This is a genomic window from Streptomyces sp. NPDC026394 (assembly GCF_055567735.1).
In genome coordinates, this window is record NZ_JBVHPX010000013.1 from 233,196 (window position 1) to 248,383 (window position 15,188).

The 15,188-nt window shown below is 71.2% G+C and carries 16 protein-coding genes; 10 read left to right on the forward strand and 6 right to left on the reverse strand.

Annotated features, from left to right (window positions below; all coding sequences use genetic code 11):
- The first annotated feature begins 40 nt into the window (after positions 1-40).
- The 3 genes from ACZ4QV_RS27755 (at position 41) to ACZ4QV_RS27765 (ending at position 1,563) form a co-directional block, all read left to right on the forward strand.
- The gene (locus ACZ4QV_RS27755) at positions 41-475 is read left to right on the forward strand and encodes a helix-turn-helix domain-containing protein (RefSeq protein ID WP_361158999.1); all 435 of its coding nucleotides are present in this window, start codon (positions 41-43) and stop codon (positions 473-475) included.
- A gap of 34 nt (positions 476-509) precedes the next feature.
- The gene (locus tag ACZ4QV_RS27760; RefSeq protein WP_361585289.1) at positions 510-1,124 is read left to right on the forward strand and encodes a hypothetical protein; all 615 of its coding nucleotides are present in this window, start codon (positions 510-512) and stop codon (positions 1,122-1,124) included.
- A 97-nt stretch (positions 1,125-1,221) separates the two neighbouring features.
- Positions 1,222-1,563 carry a DUF2516 family protein gene (locus ACZ4QV_RS27765; RefSeq protein WP_361159069.1) on the forward strand — a complete coding sequence of 114 codons (342 nt, stop codon included), beginning with the start codon at positions 1,222-1,224 and terminating at the stop codon, positions 1,561-1,563.
- Positions 1,564-1,662: 99 nt separating this feature from the next.
- On the opposite strand, the gene ACZ4QV_RS27770 is transcribed toward ACZ4QV_RS27765, so the two are convergent.
- Together ACZ4QV_RS27770 and ACZ4QV_RS27775 are read right to left on the reverse strand one after the other, a co-directional pair.
- On the reverse strand, positions 1,663-3,066 hold the full coding sequence (locus tag ACZ4QV_RS27770; protein ID WP_361585292.1) for a PP2C family protein-serine/threonine phosphatase: 1,404 nt from the start codon (positions 3,064-3,066) through the stop codon (positions 1,663-1,665).
- Positions 3,067-3,418: 352 nt separating this feature from the next.
- Positions 3,419-4,444, reverse strand: a complete 1,026-nt coding sequence (locus tag ACZ4QV_RS27775; protein ID WP_361585295.1) for a C40 family peptidase — start codon at positions 4,442-4,444, stop codon at positions 3,419-3,421.
- Positions 4,445-5,018: 574 nt separating this feature from the next.
- On the opposite strand from ACZ4QV_RS27775, the gene pstS reads away from it, so the two are divergent.
- The 4 genes from pstS to pstB all read left to right on the forward strand — a co-directional run bounded on the left by pstS (position 5,019) and on the right by pstB (position 9,130).
- Positions 5,019-6,146: a phosphate ABC transporter substrate-binding protein PstS gene (gene pstS, locus ACZ4QV_RS27780; protein WP_361159010.1), complete on the forward strand. Its 1,128-nt coding sequence runs from the start codon at positions 5,019-5,021 to the stop codon at positions 6,144-6,146.
- Between the two features lie 95 nt (positions 6,147-6,241).
- On the forward strand, positions 6,242-7,243 hold the full coding sequence (gene pstC, locus ACZ4QV_RS27785; protein ID WP_361159013.1) for a phosphate ABC transporter permease subunit PstC: 1,002 nt from the start codon (positions 6,242-6,244) through the stop codon (positions 7,241-7,243).
- Positions 7,240-8,319, forward strand: a complete 1,080-nt coding sequence (gene pstA, locus ACZ4QV_RS27790; protein WP_361159016.1) for a phosphate ABC transporter permease PstA — start codon at positions 7,240-7,242, stop codon at positions 8,317-8,319. Before pstC ends, pstA begins: the two co-directional genes overlap by 4 nt.
- A 31-nt stretch (positions 8,320-8,350) precedes the next feature.
- Positions 8,351-9,130, forward strand: a complete 780-nt coding sequence (gene pstB / locus ACZ4QV_RS27795) for a phosphate ABC transporter ATP-binding protein PstB (protein ID WP_361159018.1) — start codon at positions 8,351-8,353, stop codon at positions 9,128-9,130.
- Positions 9,131-9,286: 156 nt separating this feature from the next.
- Here pstB and ACZ4QV_RS27800 read toward each other — a convergent pair whose 3' ends face one another.
- Both ACZ4QV_RS27800 and ACZ4QV_RS27805 read right to left on the reverse strand, forming a co-directional pair.
- A complete protein-coding gene (locus tag ACZ4QV_RS27800) occupies positions 9,287-10,285 on the reverse strand; it encodes an inorganic phosphate transporter (protein WP_361159020.1) in 999 nt (332 codons plus the stop codon).
- Between the two features lie 6 nt (positions 10,286-10,291).
- The gene (locus ACZ4QV_RS27805; protein ID WP_003983068.1) at positions 10,292-10,912 is read right to left on the reverse strand and encodes a DUF47 domain-containing protein; all 621 of its coding nucleotides are present in this window, start codon (positions 10,910-10,912) and stop codon (positions 10,292-10,294) included.
- Between the two features lie 194 nt (positions 10,913-11,106).
- Here ACZ4QV_RS27805 and ACZ4QV_RS27810 point away from each other — a divergent pair, with 194 nt between their 5' ends.
- The gene (locus ACZ4QV_RS27810) at positions 11,107-11,508 is read left to right on the forward strand and encodes a metal-sensitive transcriptional regulator (protein WP_361159024.1); all 402 of its coding nucleotides are present in this window, start codon (positions 11,107-11,109) and stop codon (positions 11,506-11,508) included.
- A 58-nt stretch (positions 11,509-11,566) separates the two neighbouring features.
- On the opposite strand, the gene ACZ4QV_RS27815 is transcribed toward ACZ4QV_RS27810, so the two are convergent.
- Both ACZ4QV_RS27815 and ACZ4QV_RS27820 read right to left on the reverse strand, forming a co-directional pair.
- A complete protein-coding gene (locus ACZ4QV_RS27815) occupies positions 11,567-11,764 on the reverse strand; it encodes a hypothetical protein (RefSeq protein ID WP_467763557.1) in 198 nt (65 codons plus the stop codon).
- A gap of 218 nt (positions 11,765-11,982) precedes the next feature.
- On the reverse strand, positions 11,983-12,969 hold the full coding sequence (locus ACZ4QV_RS27820; RefSeq protein ID WP_467763551.1) for an SCO4651 family lipoprotein: 987 nt from the start codon (positions 12,967-12,969) through the stop codon (positions 11,983-11,985).
- 145 nt (positions 12,970-13,114) lie between these two features.
- On the opposite strand from ACZ4QV_RS27820, the gene ACZ4QV_RS27825 reads away from it, so the two are divergent.
- The gene (locus ACZ4QV_RS27825) at positions 13,115-13,297 is read left to right on the forward strand and encodes a hypothetical protein (protein WP_361159032.1); all 183 of its coding nucleotides are present in this window, start codon (positions 13,115-13,117) and stop codon (positions 13,295-13,297) included.
- 219 nt (positions 13,298-13,516) lie between these two features.
- Positions 13,517-15,106, forward strand: coding sequence for an FAD-binding oxidoreductase (locus ACZ4QV_RS27830; protein ID WP_361159035.1), 1,590 nt, complete (start codon positions 13,517-13,519; stop codon positions 15,104-15,106).
- Positions 15,107-15,188: the final 82 nt, after the last annotated feature.

The window sequence follows — 15,188 nt, forward strand, 5'->3', positions numbered from 1 at the left end:
CCCGCTTGCAATAGTTAGCACGATGGCGCACCATCGGGGCATGGCATCACTCAACGTCGGCAATCTCGGCGAGTTCCTGCGGGAGCAGCGGCGCACCGCGCAGCTGAGCCTGCGGCAGCTGGCCGATGCCGCCGGGGTGTCCAATCCGTATCTCAGTCAGATCGAGCGCGGGCTGCGCAAGCCGAGCGCGGACATTCTTCAGCAGCTCGCCAAGGCGCTGCGGATCTCCGCCGAGACGCTGTACGTGCAGGCCGGGATTCTCGACGAGCGGAAGGTGGACGGGGTCGAGGTGCACACCGCGATCCTCACCGATCCCGCGCTGACCGAGAAGCAGAAGCAGGTGCTGCTGCAGATCTACGAGTCCTTCCGCAAGGAGAACGGACACGGGAGCGGGCACGGCGAGAGCGGCGGCGCGACGGCGCACGAGCCCGCTCCGGACGCCCGAGAGGCCGACGGCGACCCGCACGCCACCTGAGCGACCGACCACCGATTCCAGGAGGAACCACGCCATGGCCATCACCGACGACGTCCGCAAGGTGCTCACCGACCCGACTCCGCTGTACGCCTTCGCCGGCGGTGTGGACCTCGCCGCCGAGAAGGCCAAGGAGCTGCCGGCCCTGGTCGAGAAGCTCCGCGAGGAGGCTCCCAAGCGCTTCGAGGCCGTCCGCAACACCGACCCCAAGACCGTGCAGGACCGCGTCACCAAGGAGGCCAAGGAGGCGCAGGACTGGATCACCCGGCAGCTCGGTCTGCTCGACGCCGACTTCAAGAAGCTGAGCCAGCAGACGCAGGACCTCGTGCTGCAGGGTGTCGGCCGGGCCGCCGAGGCCGCGGTCAAGGCCCGTGAGGGCTACGAGGGGCTGGCCGAGCGCGGTCGCGGCGCGGTGCAGAACTGGCGCAGCGAGACCGCCGAGGCGACCGAGGACCTCGCGGTCGCGATCGAGCCGGAGCCGCGGCAGGAGCCGAAGCAGGAGCCCGTGGCGGGCGGCGCGCAGCGCGCGGAGACCGCCGAGAACACCGGCGGGAGCGAGCCGGAGGCCAAGGCCGCCACGGCCAAGAAGGCTCCGGCCGCCAAGAAGACGACGGCGAAGAAGACCGCCGCGCCGGGCGAGAACGACAAGTAGGCGATCCAGGACAGCGGGCCGGGCACGCCACGCGTGCCCGGCCCGTTCTCCGGGTACGGTGGGCCGACGACGGACCAGAGTCGAACGGGTGGTGGCAGTGCTGATCTACGGGTTCCAGAACGTGCTGAGCTGGGTGCAGCTGGTACTGGCCGTGTACGCCGCCGCGATGCTCGTCGACGCGGCCGTACGGCGCGAGGACGCCTACCGGGCGGCGGACAAGCAGACCAAGGGCATGTGGCTGATCTTCCTGGTGATCGCCACCGCGCTGCTGTTCCTGCTGCCGCTGATGTCGTTCCTGCCGATCATCGGCCTGATCGCCGTGATCGTCTACACGGTCGACGTGCGGCCCGCGATCAAGGGGATCACCGGCGGCCGGGGCCCGCGCCGCGGTGGATCGAGTTCGGACGGGCCGTACGGGCCGTTCAACGGCGGGCGGTAGGGCACACGGGTACGGCGGCGGTCACGGAGCGGTGCAGCCGGCAGGTGACGGCGGCGTGCGGTGGGTGCGCCGGTGGCGCGTCCGTCGCGTCCGTGCGCCTCAGTTCTGTACGCGTCCCCGGTCCAGCAGCAGGACGGCCACGTCGTCCGTCAGCTCCCCGCCGTTGAGGTCCCGCACCTCCGTGACCGCCGCGTCGAGCAGTTCCTCGCCCCGCAGTCCGGCGGCCATCTGACGCCCCACCAGCTCCGTCATGCCCTCCTGGCCGAGGCGCTGGTTGCCGTCGCCGACGCGGCCTTCGATCAGGCCGTCCGTGTACATCATCAGGCTCCAGGAGCCGCCCAGCGCGACCTGGCGGCGCGGCCAGCGGGCACGTGGCAGCAGACCCAGCGCCGGACCGCCCTCCTCGTACGGGAGCAGCCGCGGCTTTCCGCCGGACCGGGCGAGCAGCGGCGCGGGGTGGCCGGCCAGGCACACCCCGGCGTGCCGTCCGTCCGGCGCGATGTCCACCAGGCACAGCGTCGCGAAGATCTCGTCGTCGGCGCGTTCGTGCTCCAGGACCTTCTGGAGGGTGGACAGGAGCGCGTCGCCGCACAGCCCGGCGAAGGTCAACGCGCGCCAGGCGATGCGCAGTTCCACGCCGAGCGCGGCCTCGTCGGGGCCGTGGCCGCAGACGTCGCCGATCATCGCGTGCACGGTGCCGTCGGCCGTCCGTACGGTGTCGTAGAAGTCGCCGCCGAGCAGCGCGCGGCTGCGTCCGGGGCGGTAGCGGGCCGCGAAGCGCAGGTCGGAGCCGTCCAGGAGCGGGGTGGGCAGCAGGCCGCGTTCCAGCCGGCGGTTCTCCTGGGCCAGCATCCGTGACTCGGTGAGCTGGCGCTGCGCGAGGTCGGCGCGTTTGCGCTCGACGGCGTACCGCACCGCCCGGCTGAGGGCGGCGCCGTCGAGTTCGTCGTGGAAGAGGTAGTCCTGCGCGCCGACGCGTACGGCCTCGGCGGCCCGCTCGGCGTCGGCCTCGGAGGTCAGCGCGAGGACGGCGTGGGAGGGGGCCATCCGCAGTACCTCGCGCAGCGCGCCCAGCTCGTCGTGGCCGCCGTCCTCCTCCGCCGGGTGCCCGTCCCGGTCGGTGCGGTCCCGCGCGACCGCGGGCGTCAGGTCGAGCAGGATGCAGTGCACGTCGTCGGTGAGCAGCCGCTCCGCCTCGGTGAGATTACGGGCCGTACGGACACGGGCCCTGCGGCCTTCTCCGTCCCGCATCTCGGGTACGGCGCTGCTGGGGTCGTCGCCTATGAGGAGCAGGGTCAGTCCGGCGTCGCCTGAGCGGGAAGGGGCGGGAGAGGGGGAAGGGGCGGGAGAGGGGGAAGGGGCGGTGGGAGCGGAGGTGCCCGCGGCGTCCGCCGGCGCCGTCGACGGCCCGGCCGGGTGCGCCGCGCCGCCGCGCGCGTCGCCCGCCGACGCTGCCTCCTCCGGCAGCACGGCCGTCCGCTGGCGCGGAATGGGTACGGACATGCTCTGCTTCCTTCCCTCCCCCCGAGGGTGCGCGGGCCCGCCGAACGGCGCGCCACTGTGCCCGGTTCCGCCGCCGCCCGGCGGTCGGTCCGGGCGGTGCGCCACCGGGCACCGAGAGGCGACCATAGCGGTAGCGCGGAGGCTTACGGAATGGCCGACGGCACCCGGCACTTGTCATATGCCGTGCCCCACATGCCCGGTGACCTGGGCGGAGAGGAGCGCGGAATGACGAACATCACCTCGACAGCGTCAGGTCGGCCGTCGACGCTCCGTGACGAAACGCACGCGCTCCTCACGCTGCGTACCGGGGCGAACTCCCCCGTGTACGGCGCCACGAGCCCCTCCCGCACCGCTACTCGTCTGGCCGCACCACCCCGAGAATCGGCATCGACCCGGCCCCGGCGACCGTGATCTGCCGGCCCGGCCGCGGCGCGTGCACCATCGCGCCGTCCCCGATGTACATACCGACATGGCTCGCGTCCGGGTAATAGATGATCAGGTCGCCGGGGCGCAGGTCCTTCAGATCGATCCGCGGCAACTGCCGCCACTGTTCCTGCGAGGTGCGCGGCACCGACCGGCCGCCCGCTTCCCAGGCCCGCATCGTCAGCCCCGAGCAGTCGAAGGTGTCCGGGCCCTCGGCGCCCCACACATAGTCCTTGCCGATCTGCGACGTCGCGTACGCCACCGCCTTCTTTCCGGCCTCCGAGGCGTGCGCGCCGATGTCCTTCAGCACGCCGGAGTCCAGCCACTTCTGCTGCTCCTGGAGCGCCCGCGCGTCCTCCAGCTTCTTCAGCCGTTCCTTCTCCTCCGCGGCCAGCCGCGACTCCAGCTGCTGCGCGGCCTCGATCTTCTTGCGGACGTCGAGCTGCGCGGTCTCCGTCTTCCTGCGGTTCTCCTCCAGCCGCTCCCAGCGGTCGGTGGCGTCCTGCGCGTACCCCTCCAACGCGTTCTTCGTGCGGGCGAGTTGGTCGCTCAGGTCCTTCGCGGCGTGCTGACCCTTGCGGACCAGTGTGGCGTTGTCGAGGAAGCGCTCGGGGTCCTTGTTGAGCATGAGCCGGGCCTCGGGGGGAACGCCGCCGCCCCGGTACTGCGCGCTGGCCAGCGCGCCCGCCTGGCGTTTGAGCTCGTCCATCTGCTGCTGCGTCCGGTCGATCGTCTGCGCCAGCTTGACGATCTCCTTCTGCTGGAGGGCGACCTGCTCCTTCGCCGCGTTGTACGCCTCGGTGGCCTGTTCCGCCTTGCGGTAGAGGCCCTCCAGCTCCTTGCGCACCTCTTCCAGGTGCTTTTCGGACACGGCGGGGCCGGGATCGGCGTACGCGGCCGGAGCCGTCCCGCCGAGGATTCCGGTCACGCCCAGGACCACCGCCGTGGCGGCCACCACGGCGCCGCGCAGCCCCCGTGCACCCCGCCGGCGCCCGGCGCCCGCCCGGCTCCGTCCCCCCGCCCGCCGCGGCCCGTCCGCCGCACCCGCCCGGTCCCCTACGTCACGTTTGCCGTACGCATCGGGATTGCCCCGCCCTGCCCCCTGCCGCCCCACCAGCCACCTCCGGTCGTTCCGCACCGATTCGTGCACGTCCACAGGCGCGGATGCTGCCATACCGGCGGGTAATCCGACAGAGCGCTGCGCAGGATCACGGGCCGTCCGCGCGCCGCCCCCAGCCGACGGCCGAGGTTCACCCGGCGTTCACCCGCCTCCTTCGGCGGCTTCACCTGATCTGCCTAATTTCGGCCGTACCGAGCGGCGCGCCACTCCTGCGGAGCGACCGCGGCACGGCATTGCTGAACCGTCCGACCACCCGCTCCGGCGACCCTTGCCCGACCGCTGCGGCCGCCGCACAGTGACCACACGGTCACCATCCGGGTGACCACCCGGTCGCCACGCCGGTGACCATCACGTCTGCACCCCGCACGCCGAACAAGAAGCGGCGCGCCCCAGGAAGGAACTCACGACAGTGAAGCAGCTGCAGCGCAAGAACCGGGTTCGCGCCCTCGCCGTCGGCGCTCTCGCCGTCACCGGTGCCCTGGCCCTGTCGGCGTGCGGCTCCGACGACACCAGTGGTGGCGGCGGGGCGGCTTCCGCGGCGAAGACCGGCAACATCAAGTGCGAGGGCAAGGGCAAGCTGCTCGCCTCCGGCTCGTCCGCGCAGAAGAACGCCATGGACGCCTGGGTGCAGGCGTACTCCGGCGCCTGCAAGGACACCAGCATCAACTACCAGCCCACCGGCTCCGGCGCGGGCATCACCACCTTCCTCCAGGGCCAGACCGCCTTCGCGGGCTCCGACTCGGCGCTCAAGCCCGAGGAGGTGGAGAAGTCCAAGAAGGTCTGCCAGGGCGGCCAGGCGATCAACCTGCCGATGGTCGGCGGCCCGATCGCGGTCGGCTACAACGTGCCGGGCGTGGACAGCCTCGTACTGGACGCGCCGACCCTCGCCAAGATCTTCGACTCGGAGATCACCAAGTGGAACGACGAGGCGATCAAGAAGCTCAACCCGGACGCCAAGCTGCCGGACCTCAAGATCCAGGCGTTCCACCGCTCGGACGACTCCGGCACCACCGACAACTTCACCAAGTACCTCAAGGGCGCCGCCCCCGACGCCTGGAAGCACGAGCCCGGCAAGACCTGGGAGGGCAAGGGCGGCCAGGCCGCGTCCGGCTCGGCAGGTGTGTCCTCGCAGGTCAAGCAGACCAGCGGAGCGATCTCCTACTTCGAGCTGTCGTACGCCACGGCCGGCAAGATCAACACGGTCAAGCTGAACACCGGCGCCAAGGACCCGGTCGAGGCCACCGTCGACAACGCCTCCAAGGCCATCGCCGAGGCCAAGCAGGTCGGCAAGGGCAGCGACCTGGCCCTGAAGCTCAACTACACCACCAAGGCCGAGGGTGCCTACCCGATCACCCTGGTCACGTACGAGATCGCCTGCGACAAGGGCAACAAGGCGGAGACCCTGCCCGCCACCAAGTCCTTCCTGACCTACATCGCCGGCAAGGACGGCCAGAACGCCCTCAAGGAGCTGGGTTACGCGCCGCTCCCGGCCGAGATCGCCGACAAGGTCCGCTCGGCCGTCGCCTCGCTCTCCTGACCCACCGGGCGGCGGCCCGCGCCCCGCAGGCCGCCGCCCGTCCGGTGCACCGCCGCGCCAGGAGCCCCCGCCGGGCTCCGCAGACCGGAGAAACCATGAACTCAGCACCCTCGATATCCAGCGCACCACCGCCACCACCCGCGCCGCCCGCCGCCTCCCCGGTGTCCGGCAGCGCGGTACGCCCCGGAGACCGGATCTTCCTCGGCCTGTCCCGCGGCTCGGGCATCGCCCTCCTGGTGATCATGGCGGCCATCGCGGCCTTCCTGACCGTCCGCTCCGTGATCGCCGTCTCCGGGGACCACGCGAACTTCCTGACCTACTTCGAGTGGACCGCCTCCGGCACCGAGCCGAAGTTCGGCATCGCCGTCCTGGCCTTCGGCACCGTGGTCAGCTCGGTGATCGCGATGGTCATCGCGGTCCCGGTCGCGGTGGGCATCGCGCTGTTCATCTCGCACTACGCGCCGCGCAGGCTGGCCTCCCCGCTCGGGTACGTCATCGACCTGCTCGCCGCGGTGCCCAGCATCATCTACGGCCTGTGGGGCGCGCTGTTCCTCGTACCGCACCTGACCGGCCTCTACGGCTGGCTGGACGACTACCTCGGCTGGACCGGGATCTTCTCCTACGCCGACGAGGCCCCCCGCTCGCTGTTCACCGTCGGCATCCTGCTCGCGATCATGATCCTGCCGATCGTGACCAGCGTCAGCCGCGAGGTCTTCCTCCAGGCGCCGAAGATGCACGAGGAGGCCGCGCTCGCGCTCGGCGCGACCCGCTGGGAAGTCATCCGGATGTCCGTCCTGCCGTTCGGCCGCTCCGGCGTCATCAGCGCCTCGATGCTGGGCCTGGGCCGCGCGCTCGGCGAGACGATGGCGGTGGCCACCGTCCTGTCCCCCAGCTTCCTGATCAACAGCAGCCTGCTGGACGGGGGCGGCGGCACCTTCGCCCAGAACATCGCCAGCAAGTTCAGCGAGGCCGACGAGTTCGGTCAGGACGCCCTGATCGCCTCCGGCCTCGTCCTCTTCGTCATCACGCTGCTCGTCAACGGCGCGGCCCGCCTGATCATCGCCCGCCGCAAGGAGTACTCGGGGGCCAACGCATGAGTAACACGGTCACCGCGCGGCGCCCCGTCGCCGACAGCGCCCCCCTCCCGGTCTCGCTCAAGCAGCCCCGGCTGCCCCGCTGGGCCCCCGCCGGCCTGGCCGTGGCCGCGGCCGCCGTGGGCTGCGGCATCGGCCTGGCCGCCGGCCTGGAGAGCCGCATCCAGTGGGGCCTGATCGCCGCCCTGCTGTTCGTCCTCGGTACGTTCCTGCTCGCCGCCGCCGTCGAAGGCACCCGGCAGGCCAAGGACCGCCTCGCCACCAGCCTGGTGTGGATCTGCTTCCTGCTGGCCGTGATCCCGCTCGCCTCCCTCATCTGGGAGACCGTCGCCCGCGGCATCAAGGTCGTCGACGGCTACTTCCTCAGCCACTCGATGGGCACCCTGCCGGACGCGATGGCCGGCGGCGGCATCTACCACGCCCTCGTCGGCACCCTCCAGCAGGTCGGCCTGGCCGCGCTGATCGCCGCGCCGATCGGCCTGCTCACCGCGATCTACCTGGTCGAGTACGGGCGCGGCAAGCTGGCCAAGGCCGTCACCTTCTTCGTCGACGTGATGACCGGCATCCCCTCGATCGTGGCCGGCCTGTTCGTCCTGTCGGTGTGGATCCTGATCCTCGGCTTCGGCCCGTCCGGCTTCGCCGGCGCGATGGCGCTGGCCATCCTGATGATGCCGGTGGTCGTGCGCTCCACCGAGGAGATGCTCAAGCTGGTCCCCAACGAGCTGCGCGAGGCGTCCCTGGCCCTCGGCGTGCCGAAGTGGCGCACCATCCTCAAGGTGGTGCTGCCCACCTCGGTCGGCGGCATCGCCACCGGCGTGATGCTGGCCATCGCCCGTATCACCGGTGAGACCGCGCCCGTACTGCTGCTGGTCTGGGGCGCGAAGACGATCAACAGCAATCCCTTCGAGGGCGCCCAGCAGTCGCTGCCGCTGTATGTGTTCCAGCAGTGGCAGCAGGGCTCCGACGCCTCGTACGACCGTGCGTGGGGCGCGGCGCTCGTCCTGATCGCCTTCGTCATGATCCTCAACCTGGTGGCCCGCGGCATCGCCCGCTGGAAGGCCCCCAAGACCGGCCGCTGACCCCAGCGACACGAAAGAAGCAGTGATTCCCATGGCCAAGCGAATCGACGTCAGCGGCCTCTCCGCCTACTACGGCAGCCACCGGGCCATCGACGACATCTCCATGACCGTCGAGCCCCGCTCGGTGACCGCCTTCATCGGCCCCTCGGGCTGCGGCAAGTCGACGTTCCTGCGCACCCTGAACCGGATGCACGAGGTCACCCCGGGCGGCCGCGTCGAGGGCAAGGTGATGCTGGACGACGAGAACCTGTACGGCAGCGGCGTGGACCCGGTGGCGGTACGCCGTACCGTCGGCATGGTCTTCCAGCGCCCGAACCCGTTCCCCACCATGTCGATCTTCGACAATGTCGCGGCGGGCCTGCGCCTGAACGGCACGGTGAAGAAGAAGTCCGACCTGAACGACGTCGTCGAGAAGTCCCTGAAGGGCGCCAACCTCTGGAACGAGGTCAAGGACCGGCTGAGCAAACCCGGCTCCGGCCTGTCCGGCGGCCAGCAGCAGCGGCTGTGCATCGCCCGCGCCATCGCGGTCGAGCCGCAGGTGCTGCTGATGGACGAGCCGTGCTCGGCCCTCGACCCGATCTCCACCCTCGCCATCGAGGACCTGATCGGTGAGCTGAAGGAACGGTTCACGATCGTCATCGTGACCCACAACATGCAGCAGGCGGCGCGCGTCTCGGACCGTACGGCCTTCTTCAACCTGGCCGCGGTCGGGCAGCCCGGCAAGCTGGTCGAGATCGACGACACCGAACGGATCTTCTCCAACCCGTCGGTCCAGGCCACGGAGGACTACATCTCCGGCCGCTTCGGCTGAGCGCCCGTCCGGGCCCCGCGCGGCGCCCGGACCCGGGCCCGGCCCGCCCCCTGCGTCCTGCGGTGCTGCATGGCGGTGCCACCGCAAGGACGAGGCCCGCCCTCCGGAACCGGAGGGCGGGCCCACAAGAACGTGCGGCTCAGCGGCCGCGCACCGTCACGCGAACACCAGATGGACGGCCCAGTAGCACAGCGCGGCCACCGCCGCGCCGGCCGGCATGGTGATGAACCAGCCCATGACGATGTTCTTGGCGACGCCCCAGCGCACCGCCCGGGTGCCCTTGGTCGAGCCCACACCCATGATCGCCGAGGTGATGACGTGGGTGGTGGAGATCGGCGCGTGGAACATGAACGAGGCGGTGTACATGACGGACGCCGCGGTCGTCTCGGCCGCGAAGCCCTGCGGCGGGTCCAGCTCGATGATCCGCCGTCCGAGCGTGCGCATGATGCGCCAGCCGCCCGCGTACGTGCCCAGCGACAGGGTCAGCGCACAGGCGATCTTCACCCAGACCGGGATGGCGTCGCCCGCGGTCTGCACGTCCGCGATGACCAGCGCCATCACGACGATGCCCATGGTCTTCTGGGCGTCCTGGAGGCCGTGCCCGAGCGCCATGCCGGCCGCCGAGACCGTCTGCGCTATACGGAAGCCCCGCTTCGCCTTGTGCGGGTTGGACTTCCGGAACAGCCACATGATCACGACCATCACCAGATAGCCGAGGACCAGGCCGATCACGGGCGAGAGGAACATCGGAACGACGATCTTCTCTATGACGCCCGACCAGTAGACGGTCGTACCGCCCGCCAGCGCCGCGCCCACCATGCCGCCGAAGAGCGCGTGCGAGGACGACGACGGCAGTCCGAAGTACCAGGTGACCAGGTTCCAGACCACCGCTCCGACCAGGGCGGCGAAGAGGATGCCCATCCCCTTGGAGCCCTCGGGCGTGGAGATCAGCCCCTCACTGACCGTCTTGGCGACCCCGCTGCCCAGGAAGGCGCCGGCGAGGTTCATCACCGCGGCCATCGCGAGCGCCGCCCGCGGGGTCAGGGCCCGGGTGGAGACCGAGGTCGCGATGGCGTTCGCGGAGTCGTGGAAGCCGTTGGTGTACGTAAATCCGAGCGCGACCCCGATGGTCACGATGAGCGCGAAGGTGTCCACCGGAGGTCAGGACTCCTTGACCGCGATCGTCTCGACCGTATTGGCGACATGCTCGAAGGCGTCGGCCGCCTCTTCCAGGATGTCCACGATCTGCTTGAGCTTGAGCACCTCGATGGCGTCGTACTTGCCGTTGAACAGGTGCGCGAGCAGCTTGCGGTGGATCTGGTCGGCCTGGTTCTCCAGGCGGTTGACCTCGATCCAGTACTCGGTGAGGTTGGACATCGTCCGCAGGTTCGGCATCGCCTCGGCGGTCAGCTCCGCCGCCCGCGCCAGGACCTCGATCTGCTGCTCGACGCCCTTGGGCAGCTCCTCGATGCTGTAGAGGACGACGAGATCGACGGCCTCCTCCATGAAGTCCATGATGTCGTCGAGCTTCGAGGCGAGGTTGTAGATGTCCTCGCGGTCGAACGGCGTGATGAACGAGGAGTTCAGCTGGTGGAAGATCGCGTGGGTCGCGTCGTCCCCCGCGTGCTCCGCCGCCCGCATCCTCTCGGCGATCTCTGTCCGCGCGGAGGCGTCCGCCCCGAGCAGTTCCATCAGGAGCTTCGAGCCTGTGACGATGTTGTCCGCGGACGCGGCGAACATGTCGTAGAAGCTCGTCTCCCTGGGGGTCAGACGAAAGCGCACGTGAAATCCTCGGGGTGCATCGGATTCGGTCGAGTTGATGCTAGGCGCATCATCCAGCCACTGCTAACCGGCATTCCTTCAGTGTCGCCCATCGGGCACCATGCTCTGCACGGGGTACCGCCCGCGCCTGCGAATTTCTGTACCATATACCCGCTAGGGGTATATGGAACGCCTACGTACCACGGGAGATGGCCATGACGACCACGGACGCCGACACCAACGGCACCACCGCAGCCGCCGCGGCCCGCCCCGCCGACGGGCCGGTAACCGCCCTCGGCACCGACCCCGCCGCCGTCACCGCTCACGATCTGGGCATCCACGGTTACGCGCAGCAGAAGGACGCACACCTCAAGAGGCTGCGCCGGATCGAGGGCCAGATCCGCGGTCTCCAGCGGATGCTGGAAGAAGATGTGTACTGCATCGACATACTCACCCAGGTGTCGGCGAGCACGAAGGGATTGCAGTCCTTCGGCCTCCAGCTCCTGGAGGAGCACCTGCGGCACTGCGTCGCCGACGCCGCCGTCAAGGGCCCCGAGGCCATCGACGAGAAGGTCAAGGAAGCCACCAAGGCCATCGAGCGGATGCTGCGCACCTGACCGCGGCCGCCGGACGCGGGTGCCGCGCAGCACCGTCACGCCCGGCGCCGCCGCCCTGTCACCTGCGGTTCCCTGGTCCGTGACCCGTTCGCACGCGGTCCGCGTCCACGTCCAGCACCTCGTCGATACGGTCCGAGCTGAGCCGATCCTCGCTCGCGGCGGCCGCCGCGATCATCAACTCACCAGTCAGGTCGATCTCGACGAGGGCCACGTGGTCCTGAACCGTCGAGTTGCGGTGTCCGGCCACGTACAACACCTCCTCCTTCGAGCGCCTCCCCACTCTTCTGGTGGTTACCGCCCAGAGTAGGTACGGGCGCACGCTCCGCGCATGGCACGGATGGACCATTTCCGCCAGTTCGCACAGGCCGTGGAGACGTGCCCCGGACACCGCGGTCCGAGTCGGGGCCGAGCCCGCCGGCCCGCGCTGCCCGGCCGACCGTGACGGCCGTGGTCAGCCGCCCGTGGCGACCGTGCTCAGCCGCCCGTGGCGGCGACCTTGCCCGTGTAGATGTCGTCCCGGTCGGGCAGCCGGACCGGAACCGGCGCCCCGAAGCCGTACAGCGTGGTGGTGGAGGTCACCGACGTGCCGCCCGTCGTGCCGTTGGCGAAGCGGAAGCGCTGGCGCACCTTGCGCAGCCGCCCGGCGTCGTCCAGATACGCGTCGAAGGCCACCACGTCGGTGGTGAAGCCTTTCTCCGCCGCGGTCAGCGCGGGCCGGAACGCGGCGGACGCCGCGCGCGCCGCCGACCCGATGTCCGTCGTCCCGCTGAAGTGCCGCACCGGGACACCGTCCAGCCGCTCCCGCCCCTCGTACGTCACCTCCCGCACCCCCCGCAGCAGCTCGGCGGCGGCCATCGGGTCGGTCGCGCCGCCGGTGACGAGATTGCCGTCGACCAGCGAGGCGGTGTCCACCCGTACCCACTTGCCGGCCGGCACGCCCGCCCCGCGGTTCTTCATGTACAGCGCGGACGGTGTGAGGATCTCCGTGATCGTGCGGTGCGCGCCGCTCCCGTCGCCGGTGTCCGGCAGCCGTACGCTCAGCTGCCCGATCCGCTCGCGGTAGTCGTGGCCGCCGGTCCCCCGGATGGCGACGCGGGTGCCGCCGCTGACGGTCTCCAGCTCCGTACGCACCCGGGAAGTGCCGGCCCGGACCAGCGCGTCGGCACTGGCGCGCAGGGCCGCGGCGTAGTCCGTACGGCCGGACGGGGCACCGGCGTCCGCCGGGCCGGCGGCATCCCGCGGCCCGGCGGACGACCGGCCGCCCGGTGGGCGGGCACGGTCGGTGAAGGGCGGCCCGGCCGCGGACCCGCCCACCGGGCCGTCTGCGGAGCGGCCGGCCGAGGTGTGGTCGTCGGCCGCCGCCCCGTTGGGGGAGCAGCCCGTGGTGAGCAGCCCGGCCACCAGGCCCGCCCCGCACACGGCGGCCGCGACGGCGCCGCCTCGCCTGTCCTGCACCACCATCGCGTACGAGCCCCCTCGGCCGCTCTGCTCGTGAAGTTGCGGACCGGGATGTTCCGGTTGTCCGGACCACCACGACCCGTTCCGTTCAACGACTGTTCAGCCCGCTTCGTCACGCCCGTACACCCCGGGCGCGTACGGTGGCGCCGTGCAGGACCGAGCAGCGCAGGAGCCGACAGCGCCGCCCTCCGGGGCGTCCGACCACCGGACCACCACCACCGAACGAGGTTCGTTCTGCCTGGCCCGCTGCATCTGCGGCTGGCACGGCCCGGCGCGCCGGGCCCGCTCCCAGGCACGGACGGACGCGGAACAGCACCACCGGACGGGGTGAGCGCCACCCCCGCCGGCCGACCCCGGGCGGGCGCGCCGTACCCGCCCGGCAGACCGGTTCCGGGCGGGCAGCCGCACCCGCCCGGCAGACCCTCCATAACCGCCCGCAGAGCCCCGTCGGCACTCCCCTGGAACCTCCCCGGGCCCCCGTCCCATCTGGGTAGGGGGAAGCATCCACGGCGCGCGGACCCGCAAAGGGGTCCAAAAGGGGCAGTTCACAATGAAGCGGCGCACGATACTGGCAGCCGGCGGCGGACTCGCGGCGGCGACCGCCGGCTTGACCACCGCCTGCAGCACCGACACCGGCCACGCGAACACCCCCGGCGGCACGGCGTCCGGCGGCGTCGGCCTCAACACCAGCTCGCAGGCGGGCAGGCCCCCGGCCGCCAAGGCGTCGTGGGACGCGCTGCGCAAGAGCCTCGACGGCAAGCTCGTCCGCGCCGGCGAAGCCTCGTACGACGCGGCCCGCCGCCTGTACAACACCCGTTACGACAACCTGAAGCCCGCGGCCGTCGCCTACGTCCGCCACCCGGCCGACATAGCCGAGTGCCTGTCCTTCGCCCGCCGCCACAACGCCCCCGTCGCGATACGCAACGGGGGTCACTCATATGCCGGTTGGTCCAGCGGCAACGGCAAGCTCGTCATCGACGTGTCCGCTCTGAACTCGGTCTCCGCGCCGTCCGGCGGCATCACCCGCATCGGCGCCGGCGCCAAGCTCATCGAGGTCTACGAGGGCCTGGGCCGGCACAACGTCACGATCCCCGGCGGCTCCTGCCCGTCCGTCGGCATATCCGGCCTCACCCTCGGCGGCGGTCACGGCGTCGCGTCCCGCGCCTACGGCCTGACCTGCGACAGCCTCGTCGGCGCCACCGTCGTCACCGCCGACGGCAAGACCGTCGAGTGCGACGCCAAGCGCAACAGCGACCTCTTCTGGGCCCTGCGCGGCGCCGGGAACGGCAACTTCGGCGTGGTCACCGCACTGCGCTTCCGCACCCACGCGGCGCCCCGCTCGGTGATGGCCTACCTGACCTGGCCCTGGGCCAAGGCCACCGCCCTGCTCCGCTCCTGGCAGGAGTGGGGCCCCACCCAGCCCGACGAAATATGGTCGTCCCTGCACCTGGACGCGCACCCCGGCGGCACCCCGACCGTCTCCGTCGCCGCCTTCTCCCTCGGCTCCTACGGCGACCTCCAGAACGCCGTCGACGAACTGGCCGACCGCGCGGGCGGCCCCGGGCCGGCGAAGTCCGTACGCCTGACTCCCACCTCGTACCTCGACGCGATGGAGTCCTACGCGGGCTGTTCCACGAAGACCACCGAACAGTGCCACCTGCCGGGCGCCCTCCCCGGCCGCAGCGCCACCGGCAAGCTCGCCCGCGAGACGTACGCCGCCCGCTCCGACTTCTACGACCGCTCGCTCGACGCGGCCGGCCTCCGGGCCCTGCTCGGCCAGATCGAGGCCGCGAGCCGCAAGGGCGTCGCCGGAAACGCGTCACTGACCGCGCTGGGCGGGGCGATCAACCGGGTCCGCCCCACCGACACCGCCTTCGTGCACCGCCGGTCGCGCTTCCTCGCGCAGTACCTGGCGTCCTGGAAGGCGGGCGGCACGGGCGCCGCGCAGAGCGCCTGGCTGAACGGCATCCACGGCGCGATGCGGCGCTACGCCTCGGGCGCCGCCTACCAGAACTACACGGACGCGGCCCTGACCGACTGGAAGAAGGCCTACTACGGCCCGGCCGCCGGCCGCCTCACCGAGCTGAAGCGGCAGTACGACCCGAACGGGCTGTTCAGGACGTTCCCGCAGGCCCTGTGACGGCACGTCCGTCCCCCCGTACGACGAGGGAGGACCGGGCTGTCGGCCCCGGTCCTCCCTCGTCGTCCGCTCCGTGGTCCCG

Coding starts and splice junctions, on each gene's coding strand:
- ACZ4QV_RS27770 (WP_361585292.1), bottom strand. CDS start 3,066: ATGTCCGTACCCATTCCGCGCCAGCGGACGGCCGTGCTGCCGGAGGAG.
- ACZ4QV_RS27820 (WP_467763551.1), bottom strand. CDS start 12,969: ATGGTGGTGCAGGACAGGCGAGGCGGCGCCGTCGCGGCCGCCGTGTGC.
- ACZ4QV_RS27830 (WP_361159035.1), top strand. CDS start 13,517: ATGAAGCGGCGCACGATACTGGCAGCCGGCGGCGGACTCGCGGCGGCG.
- pstA (WP_361159016.1), top strand. CDS start 7,240: ATGAGTAACACGGTCACCGCGCGGCGCCCCGTCGCCGACAGCGCCCCC.
- ACZ4QV_RS27810 (WP_361159024.1), top strand. CDS start 11,107: ATGACGACCACGGACGCCGACACCAACGGCACCACCGCAGCCGCCGCG.
- pstC (WP_361159013.1), top strand. CDS start 6,242: ATGAACTCAGCACCCTCGATATCCAGCGCACCACCGCCACCACCCGCG.
- pstB (WP_361159018.1), top strand. CDS start 8,351: ATGGCCAAGCGAATCGACGTCAGCGGCCTCTCCGCCTACTACGGCAGC.
- ACZ4QV_RS27760 (WP_361585289.1), top strand. CDS start 510: ATGGCCATCACCGACGACGTCCGCAAGGTGCTCACCGACCCGACTCCG.
- ACZ4QV_RS27755 (WP_361158999.1), top strand. CDS start 41: ATGGCATCACTCAACGTCGGCAATCTCGGCGAGTTCCTGCGGGAGCAG.